Origin of the sequence: Cryobacterium roopkundense (assembly GCF_014200405.1) — a bacterium.
Classification (GTDB): domain Bacteria; phylum Actinomycetota; class Actinomycetes; order Actinomycetales; family Microbacteriaceae; genus Cryobacterium; species Cryobacterium roopkundense.
Genome location: NZ_JACHBQ010000001.1, coordinates 3083689 through 3096641, shown reverse-complemented (window position 1 = coordinate 3096641; position 12953 = coordinate 3083689). Strand labels below are relative to the sequence as shown.

Here is a 12953-nt window from a genome sequence, read left to right as displayed (position 1 = left end):
GGGCCGTCATCCCGGCCCGGCCCGCGGCATCCGCTGACCGGGCCCCGCACGCACCACGGCGAAAGTGGCGCACTCCGCGCCGATAGGCTCAACGTATGGGGATTGAAAGCATGAAGATATCGGTTATCGGCTGCGGCTACCTGGGTGCGGTGCACGCATCTGCCATGGCGGAACTCGGCCACGAGGTGATCGGCATCGACGTGGACGCCGCCAAGATCGCCCACCTCGCCGAAGGTCGTCCGCCGTTCTTCGAGCCCGGCCTGCCCGAGGTGCTCACCTCAGCGATGGCCTCAGGCCGGCTGCGGTTCAGCTCCGACATAGCGGATGCCGCCGGCTCACAGGTGCATTTCATCGCCGTGGGCACCCCGCAGAAGCCCGGCAGCTACGCCGCCGACCTCACCTACGTGGACGGCGCGATCGACTCCCTGCTCCCGTATCTCAACCCCGGCGACCTCGTGGTGGGCAAGAGCACCGTGCCGGTAGGCACCGCAGCACGCCTTGCCGCCGTGGTGGAGGCATCCGGGAGCGGCGCCTCCCTCGCCTGGAACCCCGAGTTTCTGCGCGAGGGCTTTGCCGTGCATGACACCATCAGCCCCGACCGCCTCGTGTACGGGGTGCCGGAGGGCGAGGCCGGCAAGCACGCCATCGGCCTGCTGAGCCGGGTCTACGCCGCAGCGCTCGTGGCCAACACCCCGCTCGTGGTCACCGACTACGCCACCGCCGAGCTCGTGAAGGTGGCCGCGAACGCGTTCCTGGCCACCAAGATCAGCTTCATCAACGCCATGGCCGAGATCGCCGAGGTCTCGGGCGCCGACGTGACCCAGCTCGCGGATGCCATCGGCTACGACGCCCGCATCGGCCGCCGCTTTCTGAACGCCGGCGTGGGCTTCGGTGGCGGCTGCCTGCCCAAGGACATCCGCGCCTTCACCGCCCGCGCCGAAGAACTCGGCCGTGGCGAGTCTGTCGCGTTCTTGAAAGAGGTGGACGCGATCAACCTGCGCCGTCGCAAGCGCGTGATCGACCTCGCCGTCTCCACTCTCGGCGGCTCGGTCTACAACAAGAAGGTCGCCGTGCTCGGCCTCAGCTTCAAGCCGCACTCCGACGACGTGCGAGACTCGCCGGCGCTCGACGTGGCCGTGCAGTTGCGCGGCCTGGGTGCCGACGTTATGGCCACCGACCCGCAGGCCATCGCAAACAGCCGCGCGCGGCATCCGCAGTTGAGCTATTCGACGAGTATCGAGGAGACGCTCACCGGAGCGGATGCCGTGGTGCTCGTGACAGAGTGGCCCGCGTTCAAGGACATCGACCCGGCCTGGGCGAAGACCCTGGTGCGCACCGCCACGATCATCGACGGACGCAACACCCTCGACGCCGCCGCGTGGCGCGCCGCCGGCTGGAACTACATAGCCCTCGGCCGCCCCTAACCCCTGTCGCCGCCCCCGGGCCCGCCCGGGCCCGCGTGCCGACCATTCCGCTGGTCGAGTAGTGCGCGCTGGCGCGCGTATCGAGACCCCGTGGGCCGATCCTCGGACTTGGCTCGTGTTCCCCATCCCGTTGGTCGAGGAGCGAGGCACGAGCGTCTCGACCGCGCAAGCCGACTCTCAGATTCGGCTCACCCGGTCTCGAGACACGCCGTAGACGGCGTTCCTCGACCAGCGGAGGGGGGATCGCGCTCGTTCGTCTCGCCTCGACCAGCGGAAAGGGGAGGACGCTCCTTCGTTGCGATTCGACCAACGGGATGGGCTTGACGGGCGGGGCCCGGCTGGCTTGAATGGGCGCATGGTGGCGTCCGCGAACGAGGCACCCGCGCGGCCGCGCGCCCGCAGGATCGTGCTCGTCTGCGCACTGACCCTGCTCCCGGTGCTACTCGCGGCGGCGCTGTGGGTGGGCGTGCGCGGGCTCCTGGCCCGCGGCGAGCTCGCCCAGGCACAGTCCGTGGCGGCCACACTGCAGAACGAGATCGTGACGGGCGATGAAACTGCTGCCGGCGTGAGCTACACCCGGCTCGCCGGCCACGCGGCGGAGGCGGCACAACTCACGAGCGATCCGGTCTGGCGCCTCGCCGAGACGGTACCGGTGTTCGGCCGCAACCTCGCAGTGGTGCGGCAGCTCGCGGCGGGCGTCGACGACGTTGCCCGGCAGTCGATCCAGCCGCTCACGGAGGTGGCCGGGTCGGTGACCCCCGCGAGCCTCGCCCCGGTCGACGGCGCCGTGAACGTCGAGCCACTCGTGCAGGCGCAGCCGGCGGTCGCGGCGGCGACCTCCGCGCTGCTCGCCACCGAGCAACGGCTCGCCGGCATCGAGGGGGCCGGGCTGCTGCCACCCGTGCGGGACGCGCTCGGCCAGGTGCAGGGCATGGCGGCGCGGGCAGCCGACAGCCTCAGCGCCGTGAACAGTGCCGTGCAGTTACTCCCCGCGATGGTGGGCGCCGATGGCCCCCGCAACTATCTCGTGCTGTTTCAGAACCCGGCCGAGCTGCGCTCCACCGGCGGGCTCTCCGGGGCGCTCGCCGTGGTGCACGCCGAAAGCGGTCGGCTCGAGCTCGCGCAGCAGGCCGGCGCCACCGAGCTGCCGATCTTCGACTCCCCGGTGCTTCCGCTGCCGCCCGAGACCCTGGCCCTTTACCGCGACCGCACCGGACGCTACGTCGGCGACGTGAACCTCACCCCCAACTTCGCCCTCTCCGCCGAGCTCGCCCGGGAGATGTGGAACCGCCGCTTCGGCGTGCAGGTGGACGGCGTGCTCGCGATCGATCCGGTGGCGCTGAGCTACCTGCTCGCGGCCACCGGGCCCGTCACTCTTCCCAGCGGCGATGTGCTCACCGCCGACAACGCAGTGCAGCTGCTGCTGACCGGGGTATACGAGCGCTACTCAGTGCCCCTGCAGCAGGACGCGTTCTTCGCCGCCGCCGCGGCATCCGTTTTCGAGGTCGTCTCGGCCGGCCGATTCTCCACCGGCGGCATGCTCGCGGCGCTGCAGCGTGCGGGCGCCGAACACCGCGTGCTGCTGTGGAGCGCGCACCCCGAGGAGCAGGCTGTGCTCTCCACCACTAGCCTCGGCGGCGGCCTGCCGGTGAGCGACGCACACACCACCCGGTTCGGCGTGTACCTCAACGACGCCACCGGCGCCAAGATGGACACGTTTCTACGTGTTCAGGTGGGCGCCGCGAAGCGGGTGTGCCGGGAAGACGGCCGGCCCACCTACGCCGTGGAGGTGACGCTCACCAATACGGCTCCGGCGGATGCCGCGGCCACGCTTCCCGAGAGCATCACGGGTGACGGGTCGTTCGGCGTGCCCCGCGGCAACGTGAAGACGCTCGTGACCGTTTACGGCGCCCCCGGTCTGCAGAACCTGGGGGTGGCCCGCGACGGCGCGGTTGTGGGCTACCACCCGACCACGGATTCCGCCTACCCCGCCGGGGCGACGTACCCGGTGAGTTCGCTCGATGTGGAACTTGCGCCCGGGCAGAGCACGGCGTTGAGTTTTGGCTGGCTCGGGGTGGATGAGGCCCCCGAGCTTGTCGTGACGGAAATTACCCCAGCCATACATCTAGAAAACAAAAAAATAGTAGGAAACTTCTGTGAATCTGCCGTATTGTGTTAGTGCTTCTCATTCGGCCCAAAGGGGGGGCCACCCAAAAAAACAAGGAGTGACAATCATGGTGAAAAAGGTTCTTGCGGCCGTCGTGCTCGCAATCCTCGCAATCTTCTCGGTTCCGGCTGCGGCTCTCGCCGCCGGTTACGTTCCAGACAGCGCCATTACGGTATCCGGCTCGGCCGTACCCGGTGGCACGGTGACCGTGAGTATCCCGGCGAACTCGTTCCTGCCGAACGAACCCGTCGCGTTCGCGATCAGCGGCTCAGGTTCTCCGACCATCGCGGTCGTGAAGGCAGCAACCGCCAGCGTCACGAAGAACGCCACACCGGTGGGCGCCGCAAGCGTCACGGTCGGGCTTCCGAGTAACGCAACGGGCACCTACAACGGCACCGCAACCGGGCTCACTTCCGGCAACGTCGTGACGTGGACCATCGTGGTGTCCTCCGCCAGCGGTGGAGCCGCATCCGAGTCGGGTGGCCTGCCGGCCACGGGCTACCAGCTGCCGAGTGTGCTGCTGTGGTCTGCGGTGGGTGCGCTGATGATCGGGATCGCACTGCTCGTGGTGCTGGTGATGGCTCGCCGGCGCGGCACACACGCCGACACCTGAACACACGATCACGCTGTAGCGCCTAGCTAGCCCGCACCGGTTGCCGTGACACGACCGACCCTTGGTCAGCCGCGCTGTGCCCGAACGAAGAAGCCAAGTTGCCGCATTCGCCACGACGTCATCGGAAACCCGGTCAGGCTGTCCGGTGGCGTCGTTGGTGGGGCGGGGCCTTGGCGCTCTTTGTTCTGGTCGACATCGCCCTCGTGGTCTACGCGCTCACGGTGATCACACCGCCGGACCCGCTCGTGACCAGCAAGACCGTCGACGCCCTGGCCAGCGCCGCCCCCACTCCCACCCCGGTGCCGAGCGCGGTGCCGAGCGCGGCGCCGGTGGTTCCCCCTGTCACTCCGCGCCGAGTGTTGTCGTCCCTCAACGCCACCACCGCGTGGCGCGCGGCCACGGGCAGCTGCCCCGACGCCCGGGCCATGCCCGAGCGGTCCACCGACTCCGGTGCCACCTGGACCGGCTTCGACGCCGGCGGTGAAACGGGAGCCACCGCGGTGCTCGTGATCACGGCGCTGAGCGATTCCGAGGCATCCTTTGTCACTCTTCTCGCCGCGGATTGCACCCCGCACCTGATGGCCACCTATGTGGCCGGCGCCGACTGGGACGACTTCCCGCTGCGACTGACCGGAAACTGGTACGTGAACCCCGCCGAACCCGCCACCGTGCACAGTCCCCTCGGGGCCTTTGCGGCACCCTGCCCGGCCCCGATCACCCTCGCCGCGCAGAGCGACGCGAGCGGCGCCGTGCTCTGCCCGCCTGTACAGCCAGCGGATGCCGCGGCATCCGCTCCGATGCTCGTGCGCACGACAGACGGTGGCTCCAGCTGGACACCGGGGGTCGCGGTGCCCGGCGCGGTGAACCTCGCCGGGCTCGCCGGCGGCGGCTACGTGATCGCCGCGGCCGGACAGGCAGGCTGCGCGGGAGTGCAGGTGCTCACGCTGGCCGACGCGGCCGACGCGGCGCCGACAGTGGCCGGCTGCCGGGAGGCGGCCTTCGAACCGGGCGACGTGGCCATTGCCAGTTCGCCGGGGGTTCTCTGGTTGTGGGCCGGGGCTATCATGTCCACATCCAGCGACGGAGGCGCAACATGGCCCTAGGTATGTTCGGCACGGGAAGCCGCGTGCCGAGGCGTCGTTCCGCCCCCGCGGTGCTGCACTTCGTCACGCAATTCGCGCTCGATGCCGCCTGCTGGGTGCTGGCCCTGTTCGCCGCGGAGGCCCTGCGCTACGAGTTCGACCTGTCCTCGATCTCCTGGCTGCCGCTGCTGCTGATGGCCGCGGTCGCGTGCCTGCTGCAACTCGTGGTGGGGTGGTCGTTCTTCCTCTACCAGGGCCGCCACCGCTACGGGAGCTTCGCCGAGGTGCGTGCCCTGCTCGGCGTGGTGCTCGTGGTCACCCTGGTCGTGGGCGTGCCCGTGGCGTTGTTCGGCACCGCCCTGCAGATTCCCCGCAGCACAGTGTTCATCGCTCTGCCCATCGCCTTCGTGCTGATGGGTGGGGTGCGCTACGTACGTCGGCTGTTGCTTGAGCGTTCGCTCGCCCCCGACGAGAACGCAAGCCCCGCGCTCATCTTCGGCGCCGGGTACCTGGGCGCCGAAATCGTGCGCCACATGAAGACTGACCGGCAGTCCGGGTACCGGCCGGTGGGACTGATCGACGATGATCCCCTCAAACGCAACGTCTGGTTTGACGGCGTGCGCGTGCTCGGCACCCTGCAGTCGCTGCCAGCCGTCGCCGCGACCACCGGAGCGACGACCCTCGTGGTGACGATAGCCCACCCCGACGCCACGCTCATGCGCGCCGTCGCCGACGCCGCCCGCGTCGCGGGGCTGCGGGTGTTGGTGCTGCCGCCCTGGGAAGACCTGCTCGAAGGCAGGTCCGGCCTGACCGACCTGCGCGACATCTCGATCGAAGACCTGATGGGACGCCCTCCGCTCGACACCCACGTGGAATCGGTGGCCGGGTACCTGCGCGGCAAGCGCGTGCTCGTCACGGGCGCGGGCGGCTCCATCGGTTCGGAGCTCTGCCGGCAGATCTACCGCTTCGCCCCCAGCGAGCTGATCATGCTCGACCGCGACGAGACCGGGCTGCAGACCTCGCAGATCTCCATTCGCGGGCACGGCCTGCTCGACACCAACGACGTGGTGCTCGCCGACATCCGCGACGCCGAGGCGCTGTGCGCGGTCTTCGAGGAGCGCCGGCCGCAGGTGGTGTTCCACGCGGCCGCCCTCAAACACCTGCCGATGCTCGAGCAGTACCCCGACGAGGCGTGGAAGACCAACGTGATCGGCACGCTCAACGTGCTGGAGGCATCCGCTGCCGTCGGGGTGACGACGTTCGTGAACATCTCCACCGACAAGGCCGCCCGGCCCACGAGCGTGCTCGGTCATTCCAAACGGCTGGCCGAACGCCTCACGGCGTGGGCCGCCGAGGCAACGGGCGAGACGTATCTCTCGGTGCGGTTCGGCAACGTGATCGGCAGCCGCGGCTCGATGCTGCCCACTTTCACCGCCCTGATCGAGGCCGGCGGGCCGCTCACCATCACCGACCCGGAGGTGACGCGCTTCTTCATGACCATTCCGGAGGCCTGCCAGCTCGTGGTGCAGGCCGGCGGCATCGGCCGGCCGGCCGAGGTGCTCATTCTCGACATGGGGGAGCAGGTGAAGATTCTCGACGTGGCCCGGCGCATGATCGACCTGTCGGGGCAGAACGTGGAGATCGTCTACACCGGGCTGCGCCAGGGCGAGAAACTGCACGAGGAGCTGATGGACGACGGCGAGAGCGACGATCGCCCGCTGCACCCGAAGATCTCGCACGCGAAGATCACCCCGCTGCCCCCCGACGGCCTGAACAAGGGCGAGTGGGAGGCGCGCTGGTCGTCGCACCGGCACGGCGCCGCGTACGCCGACGGCCGGCCAGGCACCCAATGACACGCATCTACCTGTCGGCACCCGACGTGGGCGAGGTGGAACAGCGCTACGTGCTCGCCGCGATGCGCTCGGGCTGGATCGCCCCTCTCGGCCCCGACGTGGACGCCTTCGAAGCCGAACTCGCCGCACGGGTGGGCGTGGCGCACGGCGTGGCGCTCAGCTCCGGCACCGCCGCGCTGCACCTCGGGCTGCTCGGGCTGGGCGCCGGCCCCGGCACCGTGGTGGTGACGGCCACCCTCACGTTCGTGGCCACGGCCAACGCCATCGTGTACACCGGCGCCGAACCGTACTTCGTGGACAGCGACCCGACCACCGGCAACCTGCACCCCGGCCTGCTGCGCCAGGCGCTCGCCCGCCTCACCGGCGCCGGCGAGCGGGTGGCCGCGATCGTGCCCGTTGACCTGCTCGGCAAAGCCGCCGACTACGCCGCGATCGACCGGGTGGCCGCCGAGTACGGCGTGCCCGTGCTCGCCGACGCGGCCGAGTCGCTGGGCGCGCACTTCAGCGGGCGGGCCGTCGGGTCGCTCGGGGCGGCATCCATTGTCTCGTTCAACGGCAACAAGATGATGACCACCTCCGGCGGCGGCATGCTGCTCACCGACGACGCCGCGCTCGCCGCGCGCAGCCGCTCGCTCTCGACCCAGGCGCGGCTGCCGGTGACCCACTACGAACACGCCGAGGTGGGGTATAACTACCGCATGAGCAATCTGCTGGCGGCACTCGGCCGGGGCCAACTAACCCGGCTCGACGGCATGCTCGCCAGGCGGCGGCGCATACGGGAGACCTACCGGCGCCTGTTCGCCGGCCTTCCCGGCGTGCGGATCTTCGGCGGCGAGAACGACGCCGACGACAACTGCTGGCTCACCGCGGTGCTGGTGCACCCCGACACGGCCGGCTGGTCGGCCGAGGAGCTCGGCGCGTCGCTGCGGGCGCTCGACATCGAGACCCGGCCGCTCTGGAAGCCCATGCACCTGCAGCCCGTGTACGCCGGGGCGCGCCGCCTGCTCAACGGCAACGCGCAGCGCCTGTTCGAGACCGGGCTCGCCCTGCCGAGCGGCTCGGCGCTGCGGGCCGCCGAGGTAGAGCGCGTAGCCGCGGCCGTGCACGACTTCGTCACCGTGTACTCATGACGGGGGCGCCGCGCGGCTACCTTCCGGTGAAGCGGATGCTCGACGTGCTCGCCTCGGGTCTCGGCTTGCTCGTGCTGTCCCCGGTGCTGCTCGGCGTGGCGGTGGCGGTGGCCGTGAACCTCGGTCGTCCGGTGCTCTTCGTGCAGAACCGTCCGGGCCTGCACGGCCGCATCTTTCGGCTGTACAAATTTCGCACCATGACCCCGGGCGAGGGGCCGGCCAGCGACGACGACAGGCTCACGCCGTTCGGGCGGGCGCTGCGCTCCACGAGCCTCGACGAACTGCCCACCCTGGTGAACGTGCTGCGCGGCGACATGAGCCTCGTGGGACCGCGGCCCCTGCTGGTGAGCTACCTCCCGCGGTACACGCCGGAGCAGGCCCGCCGGCACGAGGTGCGGCCGGGCGTGACGGGACTCGTGCAGGTGAGCGGGCGCAACGCGTTGTCGTGGCACGAGAAGTTCGCCCTCGACGCCGAGTACGTGGCGCGCTGCAGCTTCGCCCTCGACGTGCGCATCCTCGCCCGCACCGTGCGCGCGGTGCTGCTCCGGGAGGGCATCTCTCAGGCCGGTCACTCGACCGCGCCCGAATTCCTGGCCGAATCGACGGAGGGTGCGCTATGAGTACGGAGCTGATCGTGGTGGGGGCCGGCGGGTTCGGGCGGCAGACCCTCGACGTTGTGCAGGCCCTCAACCGGGCCGCCGATGTGCCCGTCTTCGACGTTCTCGGGGTGGTCGACACCAACCCGAGCGACCTCAACCGGGAGCGCCTCGAGCACCGCGGCGTGGCCTACCTCGGCACGGTGGCCGAGTGGCTGGCCTTCGACTACCACGCGCTGTACCTGATCGGCATCGGCGACCCGGTGGCCCGCCAGCGCCTCGACCGTTCCTTCCTCGCGGCCGGCATGGCGGCGGCCACCGCGGTGCATCCCGCGGCGTCGATCGGCTCGCAGGCGGCGATCGGCGACGGCACCGTGGTGTGCGGCGGCACCCAGGTCTCCACGAACGTGCGCCTCGGCCGGCACGTTCACCTCAACCCGAACGTGGCCATCGGGCACGACGCCGTGCTGCACGACTTCGTCTCGGTGAACCCGGGCGCCATCGTGTCTGGCGATGTGGAGGTGGGCGAGCGCGTGCTGATCGGCGCCGGCGCGGTCATTCTGCAGGGCCTCGTCGTGGGCTCCGACGCCGTGGTGGGCGCGAACGCCTGCGTGGTGCGGCACGTCTTCGGCGACACCGTCGTGAAGGGGGTTCCGGCCCGATGACGGAGCCCAGGTTACGTATCCTGATCATCACGCAGTGGTTCGATCCGGAACCCATGTTCAAGGGACTGCTGTTTGCGCAGGAGCTGCAGCGGCTCGGACACGAGGTGCGGGTGCTGACAGGTTTTCCCAACTACCCGGACGGTCGCGTGTACCCGGGGTATCGCATCCGCGTGTTTCAGCGCGAAGTGATGGGCGGCATACCCGTGCTGCGCGTGCCGCTGTACCCGAGCCACGACCATTCGGCGGTGCGGCGGGTGCTCAACTACGTGAGCTTCGCGGTGTCGGCGACGGTGGGGGCGCTGCTCACGCGGCGGCCCGACGTGGCTTACGTGTACCACCCGCCGGCCACCGTGGGGCTGCCGGCTCTGATGCTCAAGGCGCTCAAGGGCGTGCCGTACGTGTACGACGTGCAGGACCTGTGGCCCGACACCCTCGCCGCCACCGGCATGCTCACCAGCCCCCGCGCGCTGCGCATCGTCACCCGGGTGATGGACCGCATCTACCGGGGAGCCGCGCGCATCGTGGTGCTGTCCGAAGGGTTTCGCCAGGTGCTCGTTGCGCGCCACGTGCCGGCCCGGCGCATCGCGGTGATCCCGAACTGGGCCGACGAGAAACAGATCGACCTGCGCCCACGCGCCGGGGATCGCGCCGCCCAACTCGGGTTCGACGACACGTTCACCATCACGTTCGCCGGCACCATGGGGCCCGTGCAGGCCCTCGAGACCGTGCTGCAGGCCGCGGAATCACTGCGCGACGAAGCGGCGCTGCGTTTTCTACTGGTGGGCGGCGGCATGGAGGTGGAACGCCTGCGTCTGGAGGCCCGGCGGCGCGGGCTCGACAACGTGGTGTTCATGCCACGTCGGCGGGTCTCCGAGATCGGCGAGATTCTGCTGCTCTCCGACGCGCTGCTCGTGCACCTGAGCGACGATCCGCTGTTTTCGATCACGGTGCCGTCGAAAACCCAGGCCTACCTGATGGCCGGGCGGCCCATCCTGATGGGGGTGCGCGGCGACGCGGCGCGCATCGTGGCGGACGCCGGCGCCGGGCTGGTATTCGAGCCGCAGAACGCCGTGCAGCTCGATCGGGCGGTGCGGTCACTGATGGCACTCTCCGCCGGAGAACGCCACGGCATGGGACTGGCCGGACAGGCCTATTATCGCAACAACATGTCGCTGGCCAGCGGCGCGTGGCGCTTCAGTGAGGTGCTGCGGGACGCCAGCCGCGCCACCCGAACCCGACCGAAGCGGAGAGTGCACCATGCCTGACAGCTACGCCGGCAAGCGCATCCTGATCACGGGCGGCACGGGGTCGTTCGGGCATACCGTCACGAGCAAGCTGCTGCGGCGGGACGTGGCGGAGGTGCGGGTGTTCAGTCGCGACGAGGCCAAGCAAGACCTGATGCGCAGCGAGATCGCGGACTCCAGGGTGCGCTTCTACCTCGGCGACGTGCGCGACTTCACGAGCGTGGAGCGGGCGACCACCGACGTTGACTTCGTCTTCCACGCCGCGGCGCTCAAACAGGTGCCGTCGTGCGAGTTCTTTCCGATGGAGGCGGTGCGCACCAACATCGTGGGCAGCGAGAACGTGGTGCGCGCCGCGGAGGCCTGCGGCGTCACGTCGCTGGTGTGTCTCAGCACCGACAAGGCGGTGTACCCGGTGAACGCGATGGGCATGACGAAGGCCATGATGGAGAAGGTCGCTCGCTCCCACGGCCTCAACAACCCCCACGCCGAGACGATAGTGTCGTGCGTGCGCTACGGCAACGTGATGTACTCCCGCGGGTCGGTGATCCCCCTGTTCATCCGCCAGTTGCAGTCCGGCCACAACCTCACCGTGACCAACCCGGGCATGACCCGGTTCATGATGAGCCTCGCCGACTCCGTCGACCTAGTGGAATTCGCCTTCCACAACGCGCGGCAGGGCGACCTGTTCATCCGCAAGGCCAGGGCCTGCACCGTGGGCGACCTCGCCCAGGCTGTGATCACCCTGTTTCGCTCCCCGGCCAGCGTGGACATGATCGGCACCCGCCACGCCGAGAAGGTGTCGGAGGCCCTCGCGAGCCGCGAGGAGCTCTCCCGCGCCGAAGACCTCGGCGACTACTTTCGCATCCGCGCCGACAATCGCGACCTGAACTACGGCATCTACGTGGAAGAAGGCAACCTCGCGCAGGGGCAATTCGACGACTACGACTCGCACAGCGTGGAGCGCATGACAGTGCCCGACATCGAGAGACTGCTGCTGACGCTGCCGGAGGTGCGGGCGGAGCTCGCCGCCGCCGGCCTGCCGGTTGAGCTGGGAGAGGTGGAACTGTGAACGGTATTCCGAGCCGGGTCGCGATCACCGGCGCGCACGGGTTCCTCGGCTGGCACACCCGGGCCGCCCTGCAGGAGCTCGGCACGCAGTTTCGTGCCGTGCCGCTGGGGGAAGGTTTCGAGCTGCCCGCCGCATCCGTTGCTGTGAGCGGCGCCACCCGGCTGATCCACCTCGCCGGCATCAACCGCGGCTCCGAAGACGACGTGGCCGAGGGCAACGTGCTCTTCGCCCGGCAGGCGGCCGACGCCCTGCTCCGCGCCGACGACCCCCCGCCGGTGGTGGTGTTCGCCAACTCCACCCAGTCCGGCACCGGCAGCGTGTACGGCGAGGCCAAGGCCCGCGCCGCGGAGGTGCTCACCCTCGCGGCCGAGCACGTGGGGGCGCGGTTCGAGAACCTGCACCTGCCCAACCTGTTCGGCGAGCACGGCCGCCCCCACTACAACTCGGTGGCGGCCACGTTCTGCCACCAGCTGGTGCACGGCCTCACTCCCACGGTGCAATTCAACCGTGAGCTCACGCTGCTGCACGCCCAGCACGCCGCCGACGTGCTCATCGGCTCCATCACGCACGAGGAAGCCCGTGGCTGGCAGGTGCACGAGAGTGTGCGCACGTTGCTCAGCCAGCTCGTGGACATGAGCGCCCTCTACGCGGCCGGCGAGATCCCCGACCTCGCCGACCCGTTCCACCGCGACCTGTTCAACACCTACCGCTCCTACACTGTGGGGCTCCAGACACCTCTGGCGCATACCCGGCAAGCGGATGCCCGCGGCACCTTCACCGAGATCGTGCGCACCCACGGGGGCCCCGGCCAGTACTCCGTCTCCACGACGGTTCCCGGCGTGAGCCGCGGCGACCACTTTCACCGCCGCAAGGTGGAGCGCTTCACCGTGATCTACGGCGAGGCCGTGATCGCCCTGCGCCGGTTGTTCACGGAGCAGGTGGTGGAGTTCGCGGTGTCGGGCGACGACCCGGTGAGCGTCGACATGCCCACAATGTGGGCGCACAGCATCAGGAACACCGGCAGCGACCTGCTCTTCACGTCGTTCTGGACCAACGAACCCTACGACCCCCAAAGACCGGACACGAGCACGGAGAAGGTGCAGCCGTGAC

Annotated in this window: 11 protein-coding genes; all 11 read left to right on the top strand. The window is 69.8% G+C overall.

The annotated features are described in order from the left end of the window. The first annotated feature begins 110 nt into the window (after window positions 1-110). The 11 genes from BJ997_RS14470 (at window position 111) to BJ997_RS14420 (ending at window position 12952) form a co-directional block, all read left to right on the top strand. Window positions 111-1424, top strand: a complete 1314-nt coding sequence (locus tag BJ997_RS14470; RefSeq protein ID WP_035838091.1) for a UDP-glucose dehydrogenase family protein — start codon at window positions 111-113, stop codon at window positions 1422-1424. Window positions 1425-1779: 355 nt separating this feature from the next. After that, window positions 1780-3603, top strand: coding sequence for a DUF4012 domain-containing protein (locus tag BJ997_RS14465; protein ID WP_052542487.1), 1824 nt, complete (start codon window positions 1780-1782; stop codon window positions 3601-3603). 55 nt (window positions 3604-3658) lie between these two features. After that, window positions 3659-4204, top strand: coding sequence for a hypothetical protein (locus BJ997_RS14460; RefSeq protein WP_035838088.1), 546 nt, complete (start codon window positions 3659-3661; stop codon window positions 4202-4204). Window positions 4205-4374: 170 nt separating this feature from the next. After that, a complete protein-coding gene (locus BJ997_RS14455) occupies window positions 4375-5307 on the top strand; it encodes a hypothetical protein (protein WP_035838086.1) in 933 nt (310 codons plus the stop codon). Further along, window positions 5298-7139: a polysaccharide biosynthesis protein gene (locus tag BJ997_RS14450; protein ID WP_236629074.1), complete on the top strand. Its 1842-nt coding sequence runs from the start codon at window positions 5298-5300 to the stop codon at window positions 7137-7139. Before BJ997_RS14455 ends, BJ997_RS14450 begins: the two co-directional genes overlap by 10 nt. Further along, window positions 7136-8269 (top strand): aminotransferase class I/II-fold pyridoxal phosphate-dependent enzyme, encoded by a 1134-nt coding sequence (locus BJ997_RS14445; protein WP_035838084.1) that lies wholly within the window; start codon window positions 7136-7138, stop codon window positions 8267-8269. Before BJ997_RS14450 ends, BJ997_RS14445 begins: the two co-directional genes overlap by 4 nt. Continuing rightward, window positions 8266-8889 (top strand): sugar transferase, encoded by a 624-nt coding sequence (locus BJ997_RS14440; protein ID WP_035838081.1) that lies wholly within the window; start codon window positions 8266-8268, stop codon window positions 8887-8889. Before BJ997_RS14445 ends, BJ997_RS14440 begins: the two co-directional genes overlap by 4 nt. After that, window positions 8886-9530, top strand: a complete 645-nt coding sequence (locus BJ997_RS14435) for a NeuD/PglB/VioB family sugar acetyltransferase (protein ID WP_035838079.1) — start codon at window positions 8886-8888, stop codon at window positions 9528-9530. Before BJ997_RS14440 ends, BJ997_RS14435 begins: the two co-directional genes overlap by 4 nt. Next, window positions 9527-10795: a glycosyltransferase family 4 protein gene (locus BJ997_RS14430; protein WP_052542486.1), complete on the top strand. Its 1269-nt coding sequence runs from the start codon at window positions 9527-9529 to the stop codon at window positions 10793-10795. The genes BJ997_RS14435 and BJ997_RS14430 overlap by 4 nt, the downstream gene beginning before the upstream one ends. Continuing rightward, the gene (locus BJ997_RS14425) at window positions 10788-11843 is read left to right on the top strand and encodes a polysaccharide biosynthesis protein (RefSeq protein WP_035838077.1); all 1056 of its coding nucleotides are present in this window, start codon (window positions 10788-10790) and stop codon (window positions 11841-11843) included. The genes BJ997_RS14430 and BJ997_RS14425 overlap by 8 nt, the downstream gene beginning before the upstream one ends. Next, on the top strand, window positions 11840-12952 hold the full coding sequence (locus BJ997_RS14420; protein ID WP_183323562.1) for a polysaccharide biosynthesis C-terminal domain-containing protein: 1113 nt from the start codon (window positions 11840-11842) through the stop codon (window positions 12950-12952). Before BJ997_RS14425 ends, BJ997_RS14420 begins: the two co-directional genes overlap by 4 nt. The last annotated feature ends 1 nt before the right edge of the window (window position 12953 follow it).

Excerpts from the sequence above, each read along its gene's own strand:
- BJ997_RS14425 (WP_035838077.1), top strand. The coding sequence starts at position 10,788 with ATGCCTGACAGCTACGCCGGCAAGCGCATCCTGATCACGGGCGGCACG.
- BJ997_RS14460 (WP_035838088.1), top strand. The coding sequence starts at position 3,659 with ATGGTGAAAAAGGTTCTTGCGGCCGTCGTGCTCGCAATCCTCGCAATC.
- BJ997_RS14430 (WP_052542486.1), top strand. The coding sequence starts at position 9,527 with ATGACGGAGCCCAGGTTACGTATCCTGATCATCACGCAGTGGTTCGAT.
- BJ997_RS14470 (WP_035838091.1), top strand. The coding sequence starts at position 111 with ATGAAGATATCGGTTATCGGCTGCGGCTACCTGGGTGCGGTGCACGCA.
- BJ997_RS14450 (WP_236629074.1), top strand. The coding sequence starts at position 5,298 with ATGGCCCTAGGTATGTTCGGCACGGGAAGCCGCGTGCCGAGGCGTCGT.
- BJ997_RS14465 (WP_052542487.1), top strand. The coding sequence starts at position 1,780 with ATGGTGGCGTCCGCGAACGAGGCACCCGCGCGGCCGCGCGCCCGCAGG.
- BJ997_RS14445 (WP_035838084.1), top strand. The coding sequence starts at position 7,136 with ATGACACGCATCTACCTGTCGGCACCCGACGTGGGCGAGGTGGAACAG.
- BJ997_RS14440 (WP_035838081.1), top strand. The coding sequence starts at position 8,266 with ATGACGGGGGCGCCGCGCGGCTACCTTCCGGTGAAGCGGATGCTCGAC.
- BJ997_RS14435 (WP_035838079.1), top strand. The coding sequence starts at position 8,886 with ATGAGTACGGAGCTGATCGTGGTGGGGGCCGGCGGGTTCGGGCGGCAG.